11 protein-coding genes are annotated in these 15,631 nt (G+C 55.5%); 10 read left to right on the top strand and 1 reads right to left on the bottom strand.

What is annotated here, in order from left to right:
• Window positions 1-300: 300 nt before the first annotated feature.
• The 4 genes from nadA (at window position 301) to WBY09_RS14455 (ending at window position 3,634) form a co-directional block, all read left to right on the top strand.
• The gene (gene nadA / locus WBY09_RS14470) at window positions 301-1,323 is read left to right on the top strand and encodes a quinolinate synthase NadA (protein ID WP_008889748.1); all 1,023 of its coding nucleotides are present in this window, start codon (window positions 301-303) and stop codon (window positions 1,321-1,323) included.
• A 78-nt stretch (window positions 1,324-1,401) separates the two neighbouring features.
• A complete protein-coding gene (gene nadC / locus WBY09_RS14465) occupies window positions 1,402-2,241 on the top strand; it encodes a carboxylating nicotinate-nucleotide diphosphorylase (protein WP_286792407.1) in 840 nt (279 codons plus the stop codon).
• Between the two features lie 6 nt (window positions 2,242-2,247).
• Complete coding sequence (locus WBY09_RS14460; RefSeq protein ID WP_051007597.1) at window positions 2,248-2,673, top strand: NUDIX hydrolase; 426 nt, start codon at window positions 2,248-2,250, stop codon at window positions 2,671-2,673.
• A 127-nt stretch (window positions 2,674-2,800) separates the two neighbouring features.
• Window positions 2,801-3,634: an isocitrate lyase/PEP mutase family protein gene (locus WBY09_RS14455; RefSeq protein WP_336233098.1), complete on the top strand. Its 834-nt coding sequence runs from the start codon at window positions 2,801-2,803 to the stop codon at window positions 3,632-3,634.
• A gap of 37 nt (window positions 3,635-3,671) precedes the next feature.
• Here the strand turns inward: WBY09_RS14455 and WBY09_RS14450 are convergent, their stop codons facing one another.
• Entirely contained in the window at window positions 3,672-6,290 is a 2,619-nt protein-coding gene (locus tag WBY09_RS14450) for a DUF3772 domain-containing protein (RefSeq protein ID WP_336233097.1), read from the bottom strand.
• 219 nt (window positions 6,291-6,509) lie between these two features.
• Between WBY09_RS14450 and WBY09_RS14445 the strand changes: the two genes are divergently transcribed.
• The 6 genes from WBY09_RS14445 (at window position 6,510) to WBY09_RS14420 (ending at window position 15,537) form a co-directional block, all read left to right on the top strand.
• A complete protein-coding gene (locus tag WBY09_RS14445; RefSeq protein WP_336233096.1) occupies window positions 6,510-7,499 on the top strand; it encodes a CorA family divalent cation transporter in 990 nt (329 codons plus the stop codon).
• Between the two features lie 97 nt (window positions 7,500-7,596).
• Complete coding sequence (gene zapE, locus WBY09_RS14440; protein ID WP_336233095.1) at window positions 7,597-8,724, top strand: cell division protein ZapE; 1,128 nt, start codon at window positions 7,597-7,599, stop codon at window positions 8,722-8,724.
• Between the two features lie 631 nt (window positions 8,725-9,355).
• Window positions 9,356-10,306, top strand: coding sequence for a malate dehydrogenase (gene mdh / locus WBY09_RS14435; RefSeq protein ID WP_008889741.1), 951 nt, complete (start codon window positions 9,356-9,358; stop codon window positions 10,304-10,306).
• A 140-nt stretch (window positions 10,307-10,446) separates the two neighbouring features.
• A complete protein-coding gene (gene sucC / locus WBY09_RS14430) occupies window positions 10,447-11,676 on the top strand; it encodes an ADP-forming succinate--CoA ligase subunit beta (RefSeq protein WP_255356213.1) in 1,230 nt (409 codons plus the stop codon).
• A 2-nt stretch (window positions 11,677-11,678) separates the two neighbouring features.
• Window positions 11,679-12,554: a succinate--CoA ligase subunit alpha gene (gene sucD / locus WBY09_RS14425; RefSeq protein WP_008889739.1), complete on the top strand. Its 876-nt coding sequence runs from the start codon at window positions 11,679-11,681 to the stop codon at window positions 12,552-12,554.
• A 70-nt stretch (window positions 12,555-12,624) separates the two neighbouring features.
• Window positions 12,625-15,537, top strand: coding sequence for a 2-oxoglutarate dehydrogenase E1 component (locus WBY09_RS14420; RefSeq protein WP_336233094.1), 2,913 nt, complete (start codon window positions 12,625-12,627; stop codon window positions 15,535-15,537).
• Window positions 15,538-15,631 lie beyond the last annotated feature (94 nt).

Below are 15,631 nucleotides of genomic sequence, written 5' to 3'. Positions count from 1 at the left end.
TCAAGCATATGAATATTTTTGGTTAATTTACAACGTAATTATTTTTTATTTATACGTTCAAATAAAATGGTGAAATTTAATTCGGCAATCAAAGACACCGGATTTATTTATTAATTCAGATAATTCCGTTCCATTTTCTGGCTCAGCAGCCGTCAGCCCCAATCAATATCGGACGTATGCCGCCTATTCCTTGCCATCCCGTCGCAATGGCGATATTCAGGTTTCAAACTGTCATTAACTTGCAATGCCGGGCCCCGCGACTTATCTCCGGCTTGCAAACAGGCGAGATGAGACGACGCCATGAATGAAATGATCACCATTGCCGAGGCTTCTGCTGACGCAATGTCGGAAATGCAGATTGATCCCACCCTTGATCTGGAAGCTGAGATTCAGCGCCTGAAAAAGGAAAAGAACGCGATCATTCTGGCCCATTACTATCAGGATGGGGAAATTCAGGACCTTGCCGACTTCGTTGGCGATAGTCTGGACCTGTCGCGCAAGGCGGCCGAAACCGATGCCGATGTCATCGTGTTCTGTGGCGTGCGCTTCATGGCTGAGGTTGCCAAAATCCTCAGCCCGAACAAGACTGTTTTGCTGCCGGATTCAAAGGCGGGTTGCTCGCTCGAAGATTCGTGTCAGCCCGAACCGTTCCGCAAATTCCGCGAACAGCACCCGGATCACGTATCGATCACCTATATCAACTGCTCGGCCGAGGTGAAGGCTGCGTCTGATATTATTGTGACCTCGTCGAATGCGGCCGAGATCATTGATCAGATCCCGCTCGATAAGCCGATCCTTTGGGCGCCTGACCGCCATCTTGGTTCCTATCTTGCCAAGAAGACCGGTCGCGACATGACGCTTTGGAACGGCTCGTGCATCGTGCATGAACAGTTTTCCGAACGTGAACTGATCCGCCTGAAAACCCAAAACCCGGATGCCAAGATCGCAGCCCACCCGGAATGCCATGACGGTATTCTCAAGCATGCCGATCACATCGGCTCGACCCGTGCGATTCTGGAATATGTGATTAACGGCCCGGATCAGAAATACCTGATCGCGACCGAACCGCACATCATCCACCAAATGGAAAAAGCAGCCCCGCACAAGGAATTCATTCCGGTGCCGGGTGCGGACGGGTCGTGTGCGTGCAACAACTGCCCGTTCATGGAACTCAATACGCTTGAAAAGCTGTATCTGTGTCTGGTCAATAACGGCCCGCAGATCGTCATGCCCGAAGACCTGCGCGTCGCAGCGGTCAAGCCGCTTGAACGCATGCTGGAAATGTCAAAGAACATTCCGGTCAAAAAGGACGACGCGGCGTAAGCCAGCCAACCTCACAGCCCCGCAAATTTTGCGGGGCTGTTTGCCATTCCCCATCAGAATTCAAAGCAGCCCGCCATCATGACCGTCCTGACCCAAGCCGAAATCGCGGAATTCATTGATCGTTCCTTTGCCGAGGATATCGGCACCGGTGACATCACATCGGACAATGTCATCCCCGCCGATGCCCGCCTGCGCGTTGCGCTCGAAACCCGCGAGGATATCGTGGTGGCCGGGCTTGATATCGCCCTTGAATGTTTTCGCAAGCTGGTCCCGGATGCGAAAATCGAAAAGCATTGCGAAGATGGGGATGCTATTGCGGCCAAAGACGTTCTGGCCGTGGTCGAAGGCAATGCGCGCGGCATCCTGACGGCTGAACGCACAGCACTTAACACGCTTCAACATTTGTCCGGCATTGCCACCACAACGCGCAGCTATGTCGCGGCGATGGGTGAAACAAACGCCAAACTGCTTGATACCCGCAAGACCCTGCCGGGTTGGCGCAAACTGGAAAAATACGCAACCCGCATGGGCGGGGCTCAGAACCACCGCATGGGCCTTTATGACGGGGTGATGATCAAGGACAACCACATTGGCGTTGTCGGATCGATCACCAAATGCGTCGAGGCCGCCCGGGCTGCCAACCTGCCCAAGATCGAGGTTGAATGTGACACACTTGATCAGGTTAAAGAAGCCACGGACGCTGGCGCAGACATCATCCTGCTCGATAACATGGGCCCGGATATGTTGCGCGAAGCGGTTGCCATTGTCGCTGGTCGCTGCAAGACTGAGGCATCCGGGGGTGTAAACCTTCAGACCATCGGTGCGATTGCCGCAACCGGGGTCGATTATGTTTCCGTCGGGCGGATTACCCAATCCGCACCGGCCGTTGATATTGGACTTGATGTCGCAATCCTGTGAGGCCACATGCGCGCAAGCAGTCATAGCACCACAGACCCAGCCTTGATCAAGGTGATCGAAACCGCCAACTGGATCTTGCGCGACGGCGAAAACATTTTGTCCGTCCGCAGCCACGGCCGCGACCGGTTCTATTTGCCCGGTGGCAAGATTGATCCCGGCGAAACCGCACGCGAAGCCATCAAACGCGAAATCAAGGAAGAACTCGGCGTCGATCTGATCCCCGGCACGCTCCGCCAGTTGGGCACGTTTGCCGGACAGGGCCACAACCTGCCCGAAGGGTCGATTGTGCGCATGACCTGTTTTACCGGATATTATTGCGGAACCCTTGCACCTGAACGCGAGATCGCCGAACTCAGGTGGCTATCGCCGCGTGAACGCCACCTGATGGCCCCGATGGGGCAAAAGATCACCGCGGCCCTTTTCGATATTTGATCCCCCGATCAACGCTATATCTTCAGTGCGCGATACCTTGCGGTTGCAACCTGCGCCACATGTTCTTGTTATGTTCTGTTTCTTTATGTTAAACAGGATTTGCGATTTTGCACGAAGGGATCAGAACATGACGCAGAACAAAGGGGCATTGTTTCGGGCGCTTCACGAAGAACCTGGTGCATTCATCATTCCCAATCCATGGGATATCGGAACAGCCAGAATTCTTGCCGCACTCGGCTTTCGCGCCTTGGCAACGACAAGTGCGGGCATGGCATTTTCCCTGGGCGTTGCAGAGGGCAAGACATCACCCGAAAATACGTTCAAGCATTGCCAGGCACTGGTTTCGGCCACACCACTTCCCGTCACTGCCGATCTTGAAAAAGGGATGGGCGATAGCCCGGAAAGCGCGGCAGAAACGATTGCGGTCGCAGCGTCAGTCGGCCTGGCGGGCTGTTCGCTTGAAGATCACACGGGGGATCGGGCAAACCCGATCTATGATTTTTCGCTTGCTGTTGAACGCATTCAGGCTGCTGTCGAAGCCCGATCAGCCTTGCCCCATGATTTTGTCCTGACCGCACGGTGCGAGAACTTCCTGTGGGGACGCCCAGACCTTGACGACACGATCAAGCGCCTTCAGGCCTTTGAAAAGGCGGGGGCGGATGTTCTTTATGCGCCGGGCTTGTATGATCTTGAGACGATCCGCACGGTTTGCGCATCGCTGAGCAAACCGGTGAATGTCGTTATGGGCATGCCCGGAAACACGTTCAGTCTGACTGAACTGGCGGACGCGGGCGCAAAAAGGATCAGCGTCGGATCAGCACTTGCCCGCCTTGCCTATGGCGCCTTTGTCAAAGCATCACGTGAAATGATCAATACCGGCACATTCGGATTTTCCGACCAGGCCATGGGCTTTGCAGAGCTTGAAGAATTTTTCACCAAACAACCCCACAAAACCCAATAGCAACAGGCAGATTGAAACATCAGATGGAGCACACGCCCTAGCGCGGTGCATCCCCGTCGGGACTGCCGCCCGCATCGGGAATTTCACGGCCAGGCGCATCGCGATCGCGCGAAACATCCTTGGTCGCAGACGGTGGGGCGGCTTTTTGATCTGCCCCGCCATCGTCGGTGTTCGGGGATGTATCTTCTGCTTTGTCTTCTGACGTTTCAGGTTCCTCAGGCTCGGACTTCTCGATCTTTTTCGGAGCCCCCTTGCCAGCGTCGCGGATGGCATCGGTCAGCTTATCGATATCTCGCAGGTTCAGATCACGCTGCGGGAACGGAATTTCGATGCCTTCATCGCGGAAGCGCTGGACAACTTCAAAGCGGATCGAGCTTGCCACCGCAATCACATCGCCAATATCGCGCAGGAAATAGCGCAGTTCGAAATCAAGCGAACTAGCCCCGAAATCCATGAACACCACCTGCGGTGCCGGATAGGTCAAAATCTCGCGGCGCTTGTCGGCCATTTCCAAAAGGATCTCGCGAACCTTGTCGACATCCGATCCGTAAGACACACCTATCTTGATGATGCCGCGGCCCGAACGCTCCTTAAGCGTCCAGTTCAGAACCCGGTTGGAAATCAGTTCGGAGTTCGGGATGACGACCGAAGACCGATCAAAGGTTTCGATCTCGGTCGCACGCACCCGGATGTCCTTTACAAACCCCTGATCGGCGCCAACGACGATCCAGTCACCGACCTTGATCGGTCGTTCGACCAAAAGGATCAGGCCCGACACAAAGTTGTTCACAATGCTTTGCATGCCAAAACCGATACCGACCGAAATGGCACCGGCGATGATGGCAAGGTTGGACAAATCAAGCCCGGCGGCCGAAACCGCAAGCAAGATGGCAAGACAGATCCCGGCATAACCAAAGATCGCCGAAACCGAATGTTGCAGCCCCTGATCAAGCTTGGTGTTGGGCAGTACCCGCGTGCTCAGCATGCGCTGGAAGAAGCGCATCACCGCCAGCACGATGACAAACATCAAGGCCGCCAGCATGATGGAGCGCAGCGAGAAATGAATGCCGCCAACCTGAATGCCGATAAAGGCCTGCTGAACGGCCAGAATAAGATCAGCCCAGGCAATGTCGGTAAAGATCATCACCGCGACCGGCACGGCGATGGAAAACATCACCACATCAATCAGAACCCGCAGCCAGAAATAAAGCGTGCCATGCACTGCATCGCTGACATTGCTGTCTTCACTGCTTTCCGGGCGCACCAGATAGGTATGCATCAAAGCCCGGCAATAACCGCGCAGCAGCCAGTAACAGGTCAGAAACGCCAGCGCCATCATCAGGTTTTCAAGGATGAAGCGTGCCAGGGCGACATAACCCAGCAGCATCAGCACCGGCATCATGATCGCGATGACTTTCAGGCCACGGCGCGACCGGCGTTCGATCTTTGACCAGATTTCGTGACGGTCGCGTTCGTCGTGCTGCCAGAACACACCAAGTGAACAGACAAACAGCAAAACCGAAATCACCAGTACGTTCGAAATGCTTTGTACAAGCGCGATATCAAGCGACGTTCCGAGCGTCGTAGCACCTTGCAACAGCACCATGTCAAAGGCAAAAATCACCGCCACAGCCAGCGAACAGAACCCGACAACCCGCGCCCCCCTTGGCGTTGTGCCGGAACGCCGCAAAGACGGCGCAAACGGTGAATGCACACTGCGCACCGCGGCCCCGACAAACAACAGGAACAAGGCAGCCGCGAAGCATTGCAGAACAAAATCACCCATCGCACCGCTCAGAAGCGCATCGCGCGATTCAAGTATTCCATAAGCGATCAACAGAGCAATGCCCGGCACCAAGGCGGTAAACAGGAACCGCGTTCCCGATATCAGTGACACGCGATCTTCATCCGGCACAGTGTTCCAACGCGCGGGCATATAGCGCAGCACGACCACCTCGCCGCCAATCAGTGCGGCGATCACGATGAAGGTCAGGAAAACCAGCCCCGGGGCCACCTCGGACAGCTGATCGGCGACGTCCCCTTCAAGTTCAAGGTTGGAATAGCGCGCCTGAACCATGCTGGGCAGCTGGACGATTTCACGCCAGGCTTCAAACCAGACAACCGGATCAAACGGCACATCTACCCGGCCCAGAACACGCCGGGTAAAGCGTTCACGCGCCAGACCTGACAACTGATCAGACAGCTCGCTTGCGCGGAAATTGACCAGTTCAAGCTGTTTGAGCACACCGCCAACACGCGCGATGTCCTGTCCAATACGATCGCGTTCACGGGCGACCTCGGGGACTTCTTCCTCGCCCTCTGCCGGGGGCTCGCCAAGTTTGCCAAGGGCAGCTTCAAACCGCTGCAAACGTTCATCGGCCCGACCGCGCAGCTCGTTAATCGCAAGCTGGATGGTTTCGATCCGGTCGCGGCCATCGGCGATCACGCGCCCGGAAATTTCTTCGCCGGAAATCGATTCTTCAATCGTATCAAGCGTCGCTTCCCAGTCCGCAATGCGGTTCTGGGCATTTTCCAGTTCGATCTTCTGAACAGAGTCAGGGCGCGGTTCGTTAGGCTGTGCTGCCAAACCGAAAGAAACCGTCATTGCAAACAGACAGATTGCAAGACTTGCGATTACCTGACGAACTGATGTCATGCCTGATGATCCATATTGATGCCCGAAGCGCTGCCCGGCTTCCGTTTCTTGAGTGTTTTTCGCGTTTTGTAAACAGGTTGGCCTGATACTTGGTCACAGAACCGAACCCTACACTGAGAACAGTAACGAATCATCTAACGTTTCGTTCCGTTGTCATTGTGACGTGATAATGACCCCGCCCCTGACCTGCATGACCGCAGTCAGCCAAGGAGCCCTGCGATGAGCAAAACCGCGCTGATCAATGCCTTTGAAATTGCCCCGGATGGCACCGCACAACCGGTTGGATGGGACGCCCTGCAATCGGGCCTGCCGCCGATTGCCGAGGGAAATTATCTTTGGGTGCATCTGGACTGGATGGGCGACGGGGTACGCGACTGGCTGATCACGGTTGCCGGCATTGATGCGACCATCACCGATACGCTTTCGACCCGCGGCACGCGTCCAGCGGTGTTTTTCTATGATCCGGGCTATTCGCTTAATCTGCGCGGGGTGAACCTGAACGCGGAAAATGATCCGGCCGATATGATTTCAGTGCGTTTCTGGGTCACAAACAACATGGTGATCACGCTGCGCAACCAGCCGCTCAAGGCGTTTGATGACGTGCGGGCCGCCATTGCCGACCACAAGGCCCCCAACAGCGTTGATGATTTCGTCCTGACCGTGGCCGAACGGCTTGCCTTTCGGGTCGAAAATGTTGTGCGCGGCATGGAAGAAGATGTCGAGGCGATCGAGGACGATCAGGAAACCGTGGCCGAGGGCAAAACCCTTGCGCTGCGCAAACGCGGATCGGACATCCGTCATCGGCTGTCGCGCCTGCGCCGGCATCTGGGACCGCAACGCGATGCACTGGCGCATTATGTCGAACAAAAACCGGTCTGGTCTGACAAGCGGTTCAAACGCCGCGCCCGCGCACTGACCGATAAAACCGTCCGTCTGGTCGAGGAATTTGATTCCCTGCGTGAACGCATTCAGATCGTGAATGAAAACCTGATGGCGCTCGAAAGCGAACAGATGAACCGCACGATGTACTGGCTTACCGTGATTGCCGGTCTGTTCCTGCCGATCAGTTTCGTCACCGGCCTTCTGGGGATCAATGTCGGCGGTGTTCCGGCAACTGACAGCCCGTACGGGTTCCTTGGGGTGTCGATCATTCTGGCGGTGATTACCGCCTTTGAAATCTGGCTGTTTAAAAAGATGCGCCTGATCTGATGGCAGCAATGCAAACCGTCTTGTTGCAATGCGATGCAACTTGGAGCTATGACAATCTCACAGTCCTCATTCCTTTCACTGCATTCGAGATTTGTTGATGACCGACGGCCCGCTTTCACGTTATCGCGCGAAAATCACCGCTGGTGAGCTGTCCCACGATCCGATGCAGGAACTCTGTGCGGAAAAACTCCAAAGCCTGAAAAACGCGCTGATCAACTATGAGCCGTCGACCGGCACAGGTGGCTGGCGCGAACGGTTTGGCCTGACCCGTCGGCGCGATGAACCGACCCCGCCATCAGGACTTTACATTTACGGCGAGGTTGGTCGTGGCAAATCCATGTTGATGGATCTGTTCTATGAAACCATCGACATTGAAAAAAAGCGTCGCGTTCATTTCCATGACTTCATGCAGGATGTGCATGAACGCATGCACCGTTATCGCCAGACGAAGAAAAAAGATGATGCCGATCCGATCCCGCCGATTGCCAAGGACCTTGCAAACGATGCGTGGTTGCTGTGCTTTGACGAGATGCAGGTAACCGACATCACCGATGCCATGATCCTCGGCCGTCTGTTTGAACAGTTGTTTGATCATGGGGTCGTGATTGTCACCACATCGAACCGCGTGCCGGATGATCTGTATAAGGATGGCCTGCAACGCCAGAACTTCCTGCCCTTCATCGACATGATCAAGCAGAAGCTTGATGTGCTGGAACTGGCGAGCCCGACCGATTACCGCATGCGCAATCTGACAGCCGCCGAGGTATTCCTGTATCCGATATCGCGCGAACAGGCATCCAAGCGGATTGACGAGATGTTTGCCACCCTGACCGAAGGCGCCCGCGTCGCGCCCGACAGCCTGACCGTCAAGGGTCGCAAGATCGAAATCAGTGCTGCCGGTGCCGGGGTTGCCAAGTTCAGCTTTGAAGAACTGTGCACCCGTCCGCTGGGTCCGGGGGATTACATCGCGCTGGCGACGCATTTCCACACCATCGTCATCGACTTTATCCCGAAACTGCCGGACTCGCGCCGCGATTGGGCCAAACGGTTCGGTACCCTTATTGATGCGATGTACGAACACAAAACCAAGCTGATCTGTGCGATTGAGTGTGACCCGACCGAGATCTACACCGATGGCGACTATTCGTTCGAATTCCAGCGCACAGTGTCGCGCATGACCGAAATGCGCAGTCAGGAATATCTCGATATGGCGCACCTGACCTGACGGCTTTCAGAACGGCGGGACGGCTGATCAAAACGGTCGTTGTGATCCCACCTGTGACATGCCTTTTTCGGACGCGCTGCCAGCAATAGCGCAGCCTGTGGAAAACGACTCCATCCGGGTCACTTTAAAATCGTCGCAATTATTCGCCATATGAGCGCTTATCATCGCGCGATTCTTGCGTTTGACGCAGGGGAAACGACGCTTCACGCAAAAATCGTCATATATTGGATTTGACGCCCCCGTCCCGACCGCATGGCTGATGGCCGTTTCCTGCAATGCTGCGCCAGTGTAATCCTGTTCATACGCACGAATTCGCAGCAAAGGGGCGCACTGCCTTTCATTTAGGCAGGCCGCAATCGTAAACCAGCTTTGGTTTTGCTGCGCATTAGCCCATGTTCGCATCTGCAACGTGAATGGTTTTTAAGCGTTTAGACCATAGTTGCAATAAACCGCGAAGCGGCGGTTTTCCTCGTAAAAACAGTGGGGTTTCCCCTTGTCATTCGTGGCGATTCAGTTTACGACACTCGGTGTTTACGAACGATTATTTCGCGTTCGCAGGTTTAAATTTTCAATCGCGCTCCCAAGTTGAGTTTCGACCCCCAGGAAGCGCAATAGGGAAGAAGGTAACGGAATGGCCCGCAACAAGATCGCGCTCGTCGGTGCCGGCAATATTGGTGGCACGCTTGCTCACCTCGTCGGTCTCAAAGAGCTTGGCGACGTCGTCCTTTTCGACATCGTTGATGGCATGCCACAGGGCAAGTCGCTTGACATTGCTGAATCCTCCCCCGTCGACATGTTTGATGCCGACCTCAAGGGTACCAGTGACTACAAAGACATCGCAGGCGCTGATGTCGTCATCGTCACCGCCGGTGTTGCTCGCAAGCCGGGCATGAGCCGCGATGACCTGATTGGTATCAACACCAAAGTCATGACCCAGGTTGGTCAGGGCATCAAGGAACACGCTCCGAACGCATTTGTCATCGTCATTACCAACCCGCTTGATGCGATGGTTTGGGTGATGCAGCAGGCAACCGGCTTCGATCCGAAGAAAGTTGTCGGCATGGCTGGCGTTCTGGACTCTGCACGCTTCCGTTACTTCCTCGCAGAAGAATTCAACGTCTCGGTCAAAGACGTTACCGCCTTTGTCCTTGGCGGCCACGGCGATACCATGGTCCCGTCGATCCGTTATTCGACCGTTGCCGGTATCCCGGTTCCGGATCTGATCAAAATGGGCTGGACCACGCAGGAAAAAATCGACGAGATCGTGCAGCGCACCCGTGACGGTGGCGCCGAGATCGTTGCCCTGCTCAAAACCGGTTCTGCTTTCTACGCCCCGGCTGCTTCGGCAATCGCGATGGCGGAAAGCTACCTCAAAGACCAGAAGCGCGTCATGCCGGTTGCTGCTTATCTGAGCGGCGAATACGGTGTTGACGGTCTTTATGTTGGTGTCCCGGTTGTTCTGGGTGCCAACGGTGTAGAACGCATCGTCGAGATCAATCTTGATGAGTCCGAAAAAGCAAACTTCGACAATTCCGTGAACGCTGTTCGCGGCCTCGTCGAAGCTGCAAAGGGCATGCTCTAAGAACGCGAAACGGGCTGGTCAGTGACCGGCCCGTTTTTCAATCATTGTTGTTATTCAAACTTCAATGATCGCGGCCTCTTAACAAAGTCCCTCCCGCTCGTTACAGGGACATTGAAATCCAGATTTCTGACCCACCGGAAATCGTACGGAAGGCAAGAAAGCGACCGAACATGAATATTCATGAGTACCAGGCGAAAGAAATTCTTCGCAAATACGGTGTGACCGTGCCGAACGGCAAGGTTGCATATACCGCTCAGGAAGCCATCGAAGCTGCCCAGTCCCAGGCTGGCCCGGTTTACGTGGTAAAATCCCAGATCCATGCAGGTGGCCGCGGTAAAGGCACCTTCAAGGAAGCCAAGGCAGGTGACAAAGGCGGCGTTCGCGTCGTCAAGAGCCCGGAAGAAGTCGGCACCAATGCCGAACAGATGCTCGGCTCCACGCTGGTTACCCACCAGACCGGCCCGGATGGCAAAGAAGTCAAACGCGTTTACATCGAAGAAGGCTGCGATATCGCACGCGAACTGTATCTTTCGGTTCTCGTCGACCGCGCTTGCTCGCGCGTGATCTTCATGGCATCGACCGAAGGCGGCATGGACATTGAAGAAGTTGCAGAAGCAACCCCGGAAAAGATCGTCACTGTCGAGATCGATCCGGCGGCTGGCTTCTCTGGCTTCCACGGTCGCAAACTGGCGTTTGCACTCGGCCTCGAAGGCAAGCAGGTTTCCAAAGCTGTCAAATTCATGACCGCGATGTACCAGTGCTTCCTCGATACCGATGCTGCCATGGTTGAAATCAACCCGCTGGTTGTTACCGGTGACGGCGACATCATTGCGCTTGATTGCAAAATGAACTTCGACGACAACGCGCTGTTCCGTCATCCGGACATCGAAGAGCTGCGTGACGAAGACGAAGAAAACCCGGCCGAACTCGAAGCTGCAAAACACAGCCTCAACTACATCAAGCTCGATGGCACCATCGGCTGCATGGTCAACGGCGCTGGCCTTGCCATGGCAACCATGGATATCATCAAGCTTTATGGTGGCGCACCGGCTAACTTCCTTGACGTTGGTGGCGGCGCAACCAAAGAACGCGTGACCACCGCCTTCAAGCTGATCCTGTCGGATCCGAATGTCGAAGGCATCCTGGTCAACATCTTTGGTGGCATCATGCGTTGTGACGTGATTGCAGACGGCGTTGTGGCAGCAGCCCGCGAAGTCAGCCTGAACGTCCCGCTGGTCGTTCGCCTTGAAGGTACCAATGTCGAACTTGGCAAGAAGATCCTCGAAGAATCGGGTCTGCCGATTGTTTCGGCTGACAACCTTGCCGATGCCGCCGAGAAGGTGGTCAAAGCTGTGAAGGAGGCCGCGTAACTATGGCTGTTCTCGTCGATAAAAACACCAAAGTTATCTGCCAGGGTTTCACTGGTTCGCAGGGTACTTTCCACAGCGAACAGGCACTGGCATACGGCACCAAAATGGTTGGCGGTGTTACCCCGGGTAAAGGCGGCACCAAGCACCTTGACCTGCCGGTTTTCAACACTGTTGAAGAAGCGGTACATGTCACCGGCGCAAATGCCTCGGTTATCTATGTTCCGCCGCCCTTCGCAGCAGACGCAATTCTTGAAGCCATCGACGCCAAAGTCGAACTGGCTGTCTGCATCACCGAAGGTATTCCGGTTGCTGACATGGTCCGCGTCAAGCGCGCGCTCGACGGTTCGTCGACCCGCCTGATCGGCCCGAACTGCCCGGGTATCATTACCCCGGACGAATGCAAGATCGGCATCATGCCGGGTCACATTCACCGCCGCGGTAAAATCGGTATCGTTTCGCGTTCCGGTACGCTCACCTACGAAGCAGTTGCACAGACCACGGCCGCTGGCCTTGGTCAGTCGACCTGTATCGGTATTGGTGGTGACCCAGTCAACGGCACCAACTTCATCGACTGCCTCGACCTGTTCCTGAAGGATCCGGAAACCGAAGGCATCATCATGATCGGTGAAATCGGCGGCTCGGCCGAGGAAGAAGCATGTGAATTCCTGCAGGCTTCCAAAGTCAAGAAACCGGTTGCCGGCTTCATCGCCGGTGTTACCGCACCTCCGGGTAAACGCATGGGCCATGCCGGTGCGATCATTTCCGGCGGCAAAGGTACGGCCGATGCGAAAATGGAAGCCATGCGCAGTGCTGGCGTTCTTGTTGCCGATTCCCCGGCAAGCCTCGGCTCGACCATGCTGAAGGCTTTGAAGGGCTAATCTGGGTAGTCAGAGGAAAGGCAAGGGGGGGCGTGGTCCTTCTTGGGGACCATGCCTTCCAAGACCACAAATGAAACCTCAAGATCTCGACACGATTCTGAACGAGTCGAACGCAACCTACATCGCTGAACTTTATGCCCGGTATCTGGAAAGCCCGTCTGCGGTTGACCAGAGCTGGGCTGAGTTTTTTGACGGGTTGCAGGACGACGCCTCCGAAATCCTCGCAGAAATGCGCGGGCCGAGCTGGCAGCCACGGGAAACCAAGGTTGTTGGCGGCATGGAGGGATACGACGTCTCACAGGGGCACGCCGAACGCCCGGCCCAGATGGGCTATGCACCGGCACCTCATGCAGCACCCACGGCTGGTCAGGTAGATTCTGATGCCATCCGCGCTGCCGCCAATGATTCCATTCGCGCTCTGATGCTGATCCGCTCCTTCCGGGTACGCGGCCATCTTGAAGCGAACCTGGATCCGCTGGGCCTTGCACCGCGTGAACCGCATCCGGAACTTGATCCGAAGACTTATGGCTTTACCGAAGCCGACATGGATCGTCCGATCTTCATCGCCAATGTTCTTGGCCTTGAAACCGCGACCATCCGTCAGATCGTCTCGCTGGCACGCAAAACCTATTGCGGGTCGATCGGTATCGAATTCATGCATATCCAGGAACCTGAACAGAAATCCTGGATTCAGCAGCGTATCGAAAGCATCGGCAACCAGACGCAGTTCACCACCCGTGGCAAGGAAGCCATCCTTGAGCGCCTGATTGAAGCCGAAGGTTTCGAAAACTATCTTCACACCAAATATGTCGGCACCAAGCGTTTCGGTATTGATGGTGGCGAAGCCCTGATGCCGGCACTTGAACAGATCCTCAAACGTGGTAGCCAGCTTGGCATCCGCGAGGTTGTGTTCGGCATGCCGCACCGTGGTCGTCTTAACGTTCTTGCCAACGTCATGAGCAAGCCGTTCCAGGCGATCTTCTCGGAATTCATGGGCAACCCGTCCAAGCCGGACGACGTGATGGGCTCGGGTGACGTTAAATATCACCTTGGTACTTCCGCCGACCGCGAATTTGACGGCAACGTTGTTCACCTGTCGCTGACGGCAAACCCGTCGCACCTTGAAGCGGTGAACACGGTTGTTCTTGGTAAGGTCCGCGCCAAGCAGGCCCAGCGCAAAGACACCAATCGCGAGCAGGTTATGGGTATCCTCCTGCACGGTGATGCGGCCTTTGCCGGTCAGGGTCTTGTGGCGGAAACCTTCGATCTGTCGCACCTCAAAGGCTACCGTACCGGTGGTACGATCCACTTTGTGGTCAACAACCAGATCGGTTTCACGACCAAACCGACCGATTCCCGTTCTTCGCCTTATTGCTCGGACATTGCCAAGGTCGTTCAGGCTCCGATCCTGCACGTCAATGGCGACGATCCCGAAGCTGTGGTTCATGCGGCCCGCATCGCGACCGAATTCCGTCAGGAATTCAAGCAGGACGTCGTTATCGACATGTTCTGCTATCGCCGCTTTGGCCACAACGAAAGCGACGAGCCGGCATTCACCCAGCCAAAGATGTATGACGTGATCGGCAAACACCCGACCACCAAGGACATCTATGCCCAGCAGCTGGTCAAGGAAGGTCTTCTGAGCGAAGAACGCATCAAGGAACTGGACAAGTCGTTCCAGGACTACCTTGATGAAGAGTTCAAGGCATCGGAAAACTACCGTCCGAACAAAGCTGACTGGCTTGAAGGCAAATGGTCGGGTCTTGCGTCCTCTCATGGTGACGATGCTGACTGGATCGGTAAAACCGGCGTTGAAAACGACCTGTTGCAGGAAGTCGGTCGCGCGCTTTCGACCCCGCCGAGTGACTTTGACATCAACCGCAAAATCCTTCGGCAGTTGAAGGCCAAAGCGAAGATGTTCGAAACCGGCGAAGGTATTGATTGGGCAACCGCCGAGGCCCTGGCATTCGGGACCCTGATGTGCGAAGGCACGCCGGTTCGTCTGTCGGGTCAGGATTGCCAGCGTGGTACGTTCTCGCAGCGTCATGCAAAACTGATCGATCAGACCACCGAAGCAAAATACACCCCGCTCAACAACATCCGTACCGGTCAGGCCGAGCTTGAAGTTCTCAACTCGCCCCTGTCCGAAGCAGGTGTTCTTGGCTTTGAATACGGCATCACCCTTGCAGAACCGCATTCGCTGGTTCTCTGGGAAGCCCAGTTCGGTGATTTTGCCAACGGTGCACAGGTCATCATTGACCAGTTCATCAGCTCGGGCGAAGCCAAATGGCTGCGTATGTCGGGTCTGGTAATGCTGCTGCCGCACGGTTACGAAGGCCAGGGTCCGGAACACAGTTCCGCACGTCTGGAACGTTACTTGCAGCTTTGTGGTGAAAATAACATGCAGGTGGCAAACTGCACGACGCCGGCTAACTATTACCACATCCTGCGCCGTCAGATCCGTCGCTCGTTCCGTAAGCCGCTGATCCTGATGACGCCGAAATCGCTTCTGCGTCACAAACAGTGTGTGTCGAACCTGTCCGACTTTGCGACGGGAACGACATTCCTGCCTGTGATCAGCGAAACCGCTAAGCTGGTTGACGACAAGAAGGTCAAACGCGTCGTTCTGTCGTCGGGCAAGGTCTATTACGATCTGCTTGCCGAGCGCGAAAACCGTGGCATCGAAGATGTTGCGCTTGTGCGTGTCGAACAGCTTTATCCGTGGCCGGAAAAAGAACTGGCAACGGAACTGGCCAAATACCCGAATGCTGATGTCGTCTGGTGTCAGGAAGAATCGGAAAACATGGGTTCCTGGTTCTTTGTTGATCGCCGGATCGAGGCAACGCTTGCCAGCATCAAGCACAAGGCAGGTCGTCCGGTTTATGTCGGTCGCGCAGCATCTGCTTCGCCGGCAACGGGCCTTCTGAAAGCCCACCTGCGCGAGCAGGCTGAGCTGGTCGACGCGGCACTTAGCGTAAAATAACTTTACTGGACGGGCGAGAAATCGCCCGTCCGCCACGTTCATTTAGATTTCATTCGTATGCTGGCAGACCCACACTGCCTGATTGAAAAAACGG

The organism is Thalassospira sp. CH_XMU1458 (assembly GCF_037027205.1).
Lineage (GTDB): Bacteria > Pseudomonadota > Alphaproteobacteria > Rhodospirillales > Thalassospiraceae > Thalassospira > Thalassospira tepidiphila.
Note: the sequence above shows the minus strand (reverse complement) of the source record. Positions and strands in the feature narration are given on the sequence as shown.

Bases quoted from the DNA above. Each gene is read 5' to 3' on its own strand.
- nadA (WP_008889748.1), top strand. From the start codon at position 301: ATGAATGAAATGATCACCATTGCCGAGGCTTCTGCTGACGCAATGTCG.
- nadC (WP_286792407.1), top strand. From the start codon at position 1,402: ATGACCGTCCTGACCCAAGCCGAAATCGCGGAATTCATTGATCGTTCC.
- WBY09_RS14460 (WP_051007597.1), top strand. From the start codon at position 2,248: ATGCGCGCAAGCAGTCATAGCACCACAGACCCAGCCTTGATCAAGGTG.
- WBY09_RS14455 (WP_336233098.1), top strand. From the start codon at position 2,801: ATGACGCAGAACAAAGGGGCATTGTTTCGGGCGCTTCACGAAGAACCT.
- WBY09_RS14450 (WP_336233097.1), bottom strand. From the start codon at position 6,290: ATGACATCAGTTCGTCAGGTAATCGCAAGTCTTGCAATCTGTCTGTTT.
- WBY09_RS14445 (WP_336233096.1), top strand. From the start codon at position 6,510: ATGAGCAAAACCGCGCTGATCAATGCCTTTGAAATTGCCCCGGATGGC.
- zapE (WP_336233095.1), top strand. From the start codon at position 7,597: ATGACCGACGGCCCGCTTTCACGTTATCGCGCGAAAATCACCGCTGGT.
- mdh (WP_008889741.1), top strand. From the start codon at position 9,356: ATGGCCCGCAACAAGATCGCGCTCGTCGGTGCCGGCAATATTGGTGGC.
- sucD (WP_008889739.1), top strand. From the start codon at position 11,679: ATGGCTGTTCTCGTCGATAAAAACACCAAAGTTATCTGCCAGGGTTTC.
- WBY09_RS14420 (WP_336233094.1), top strand. From the start codon at position 12,625: ATGAAACCTCAAGATCTCGACACGATTCTGAACGAGTCGAACGCAACC.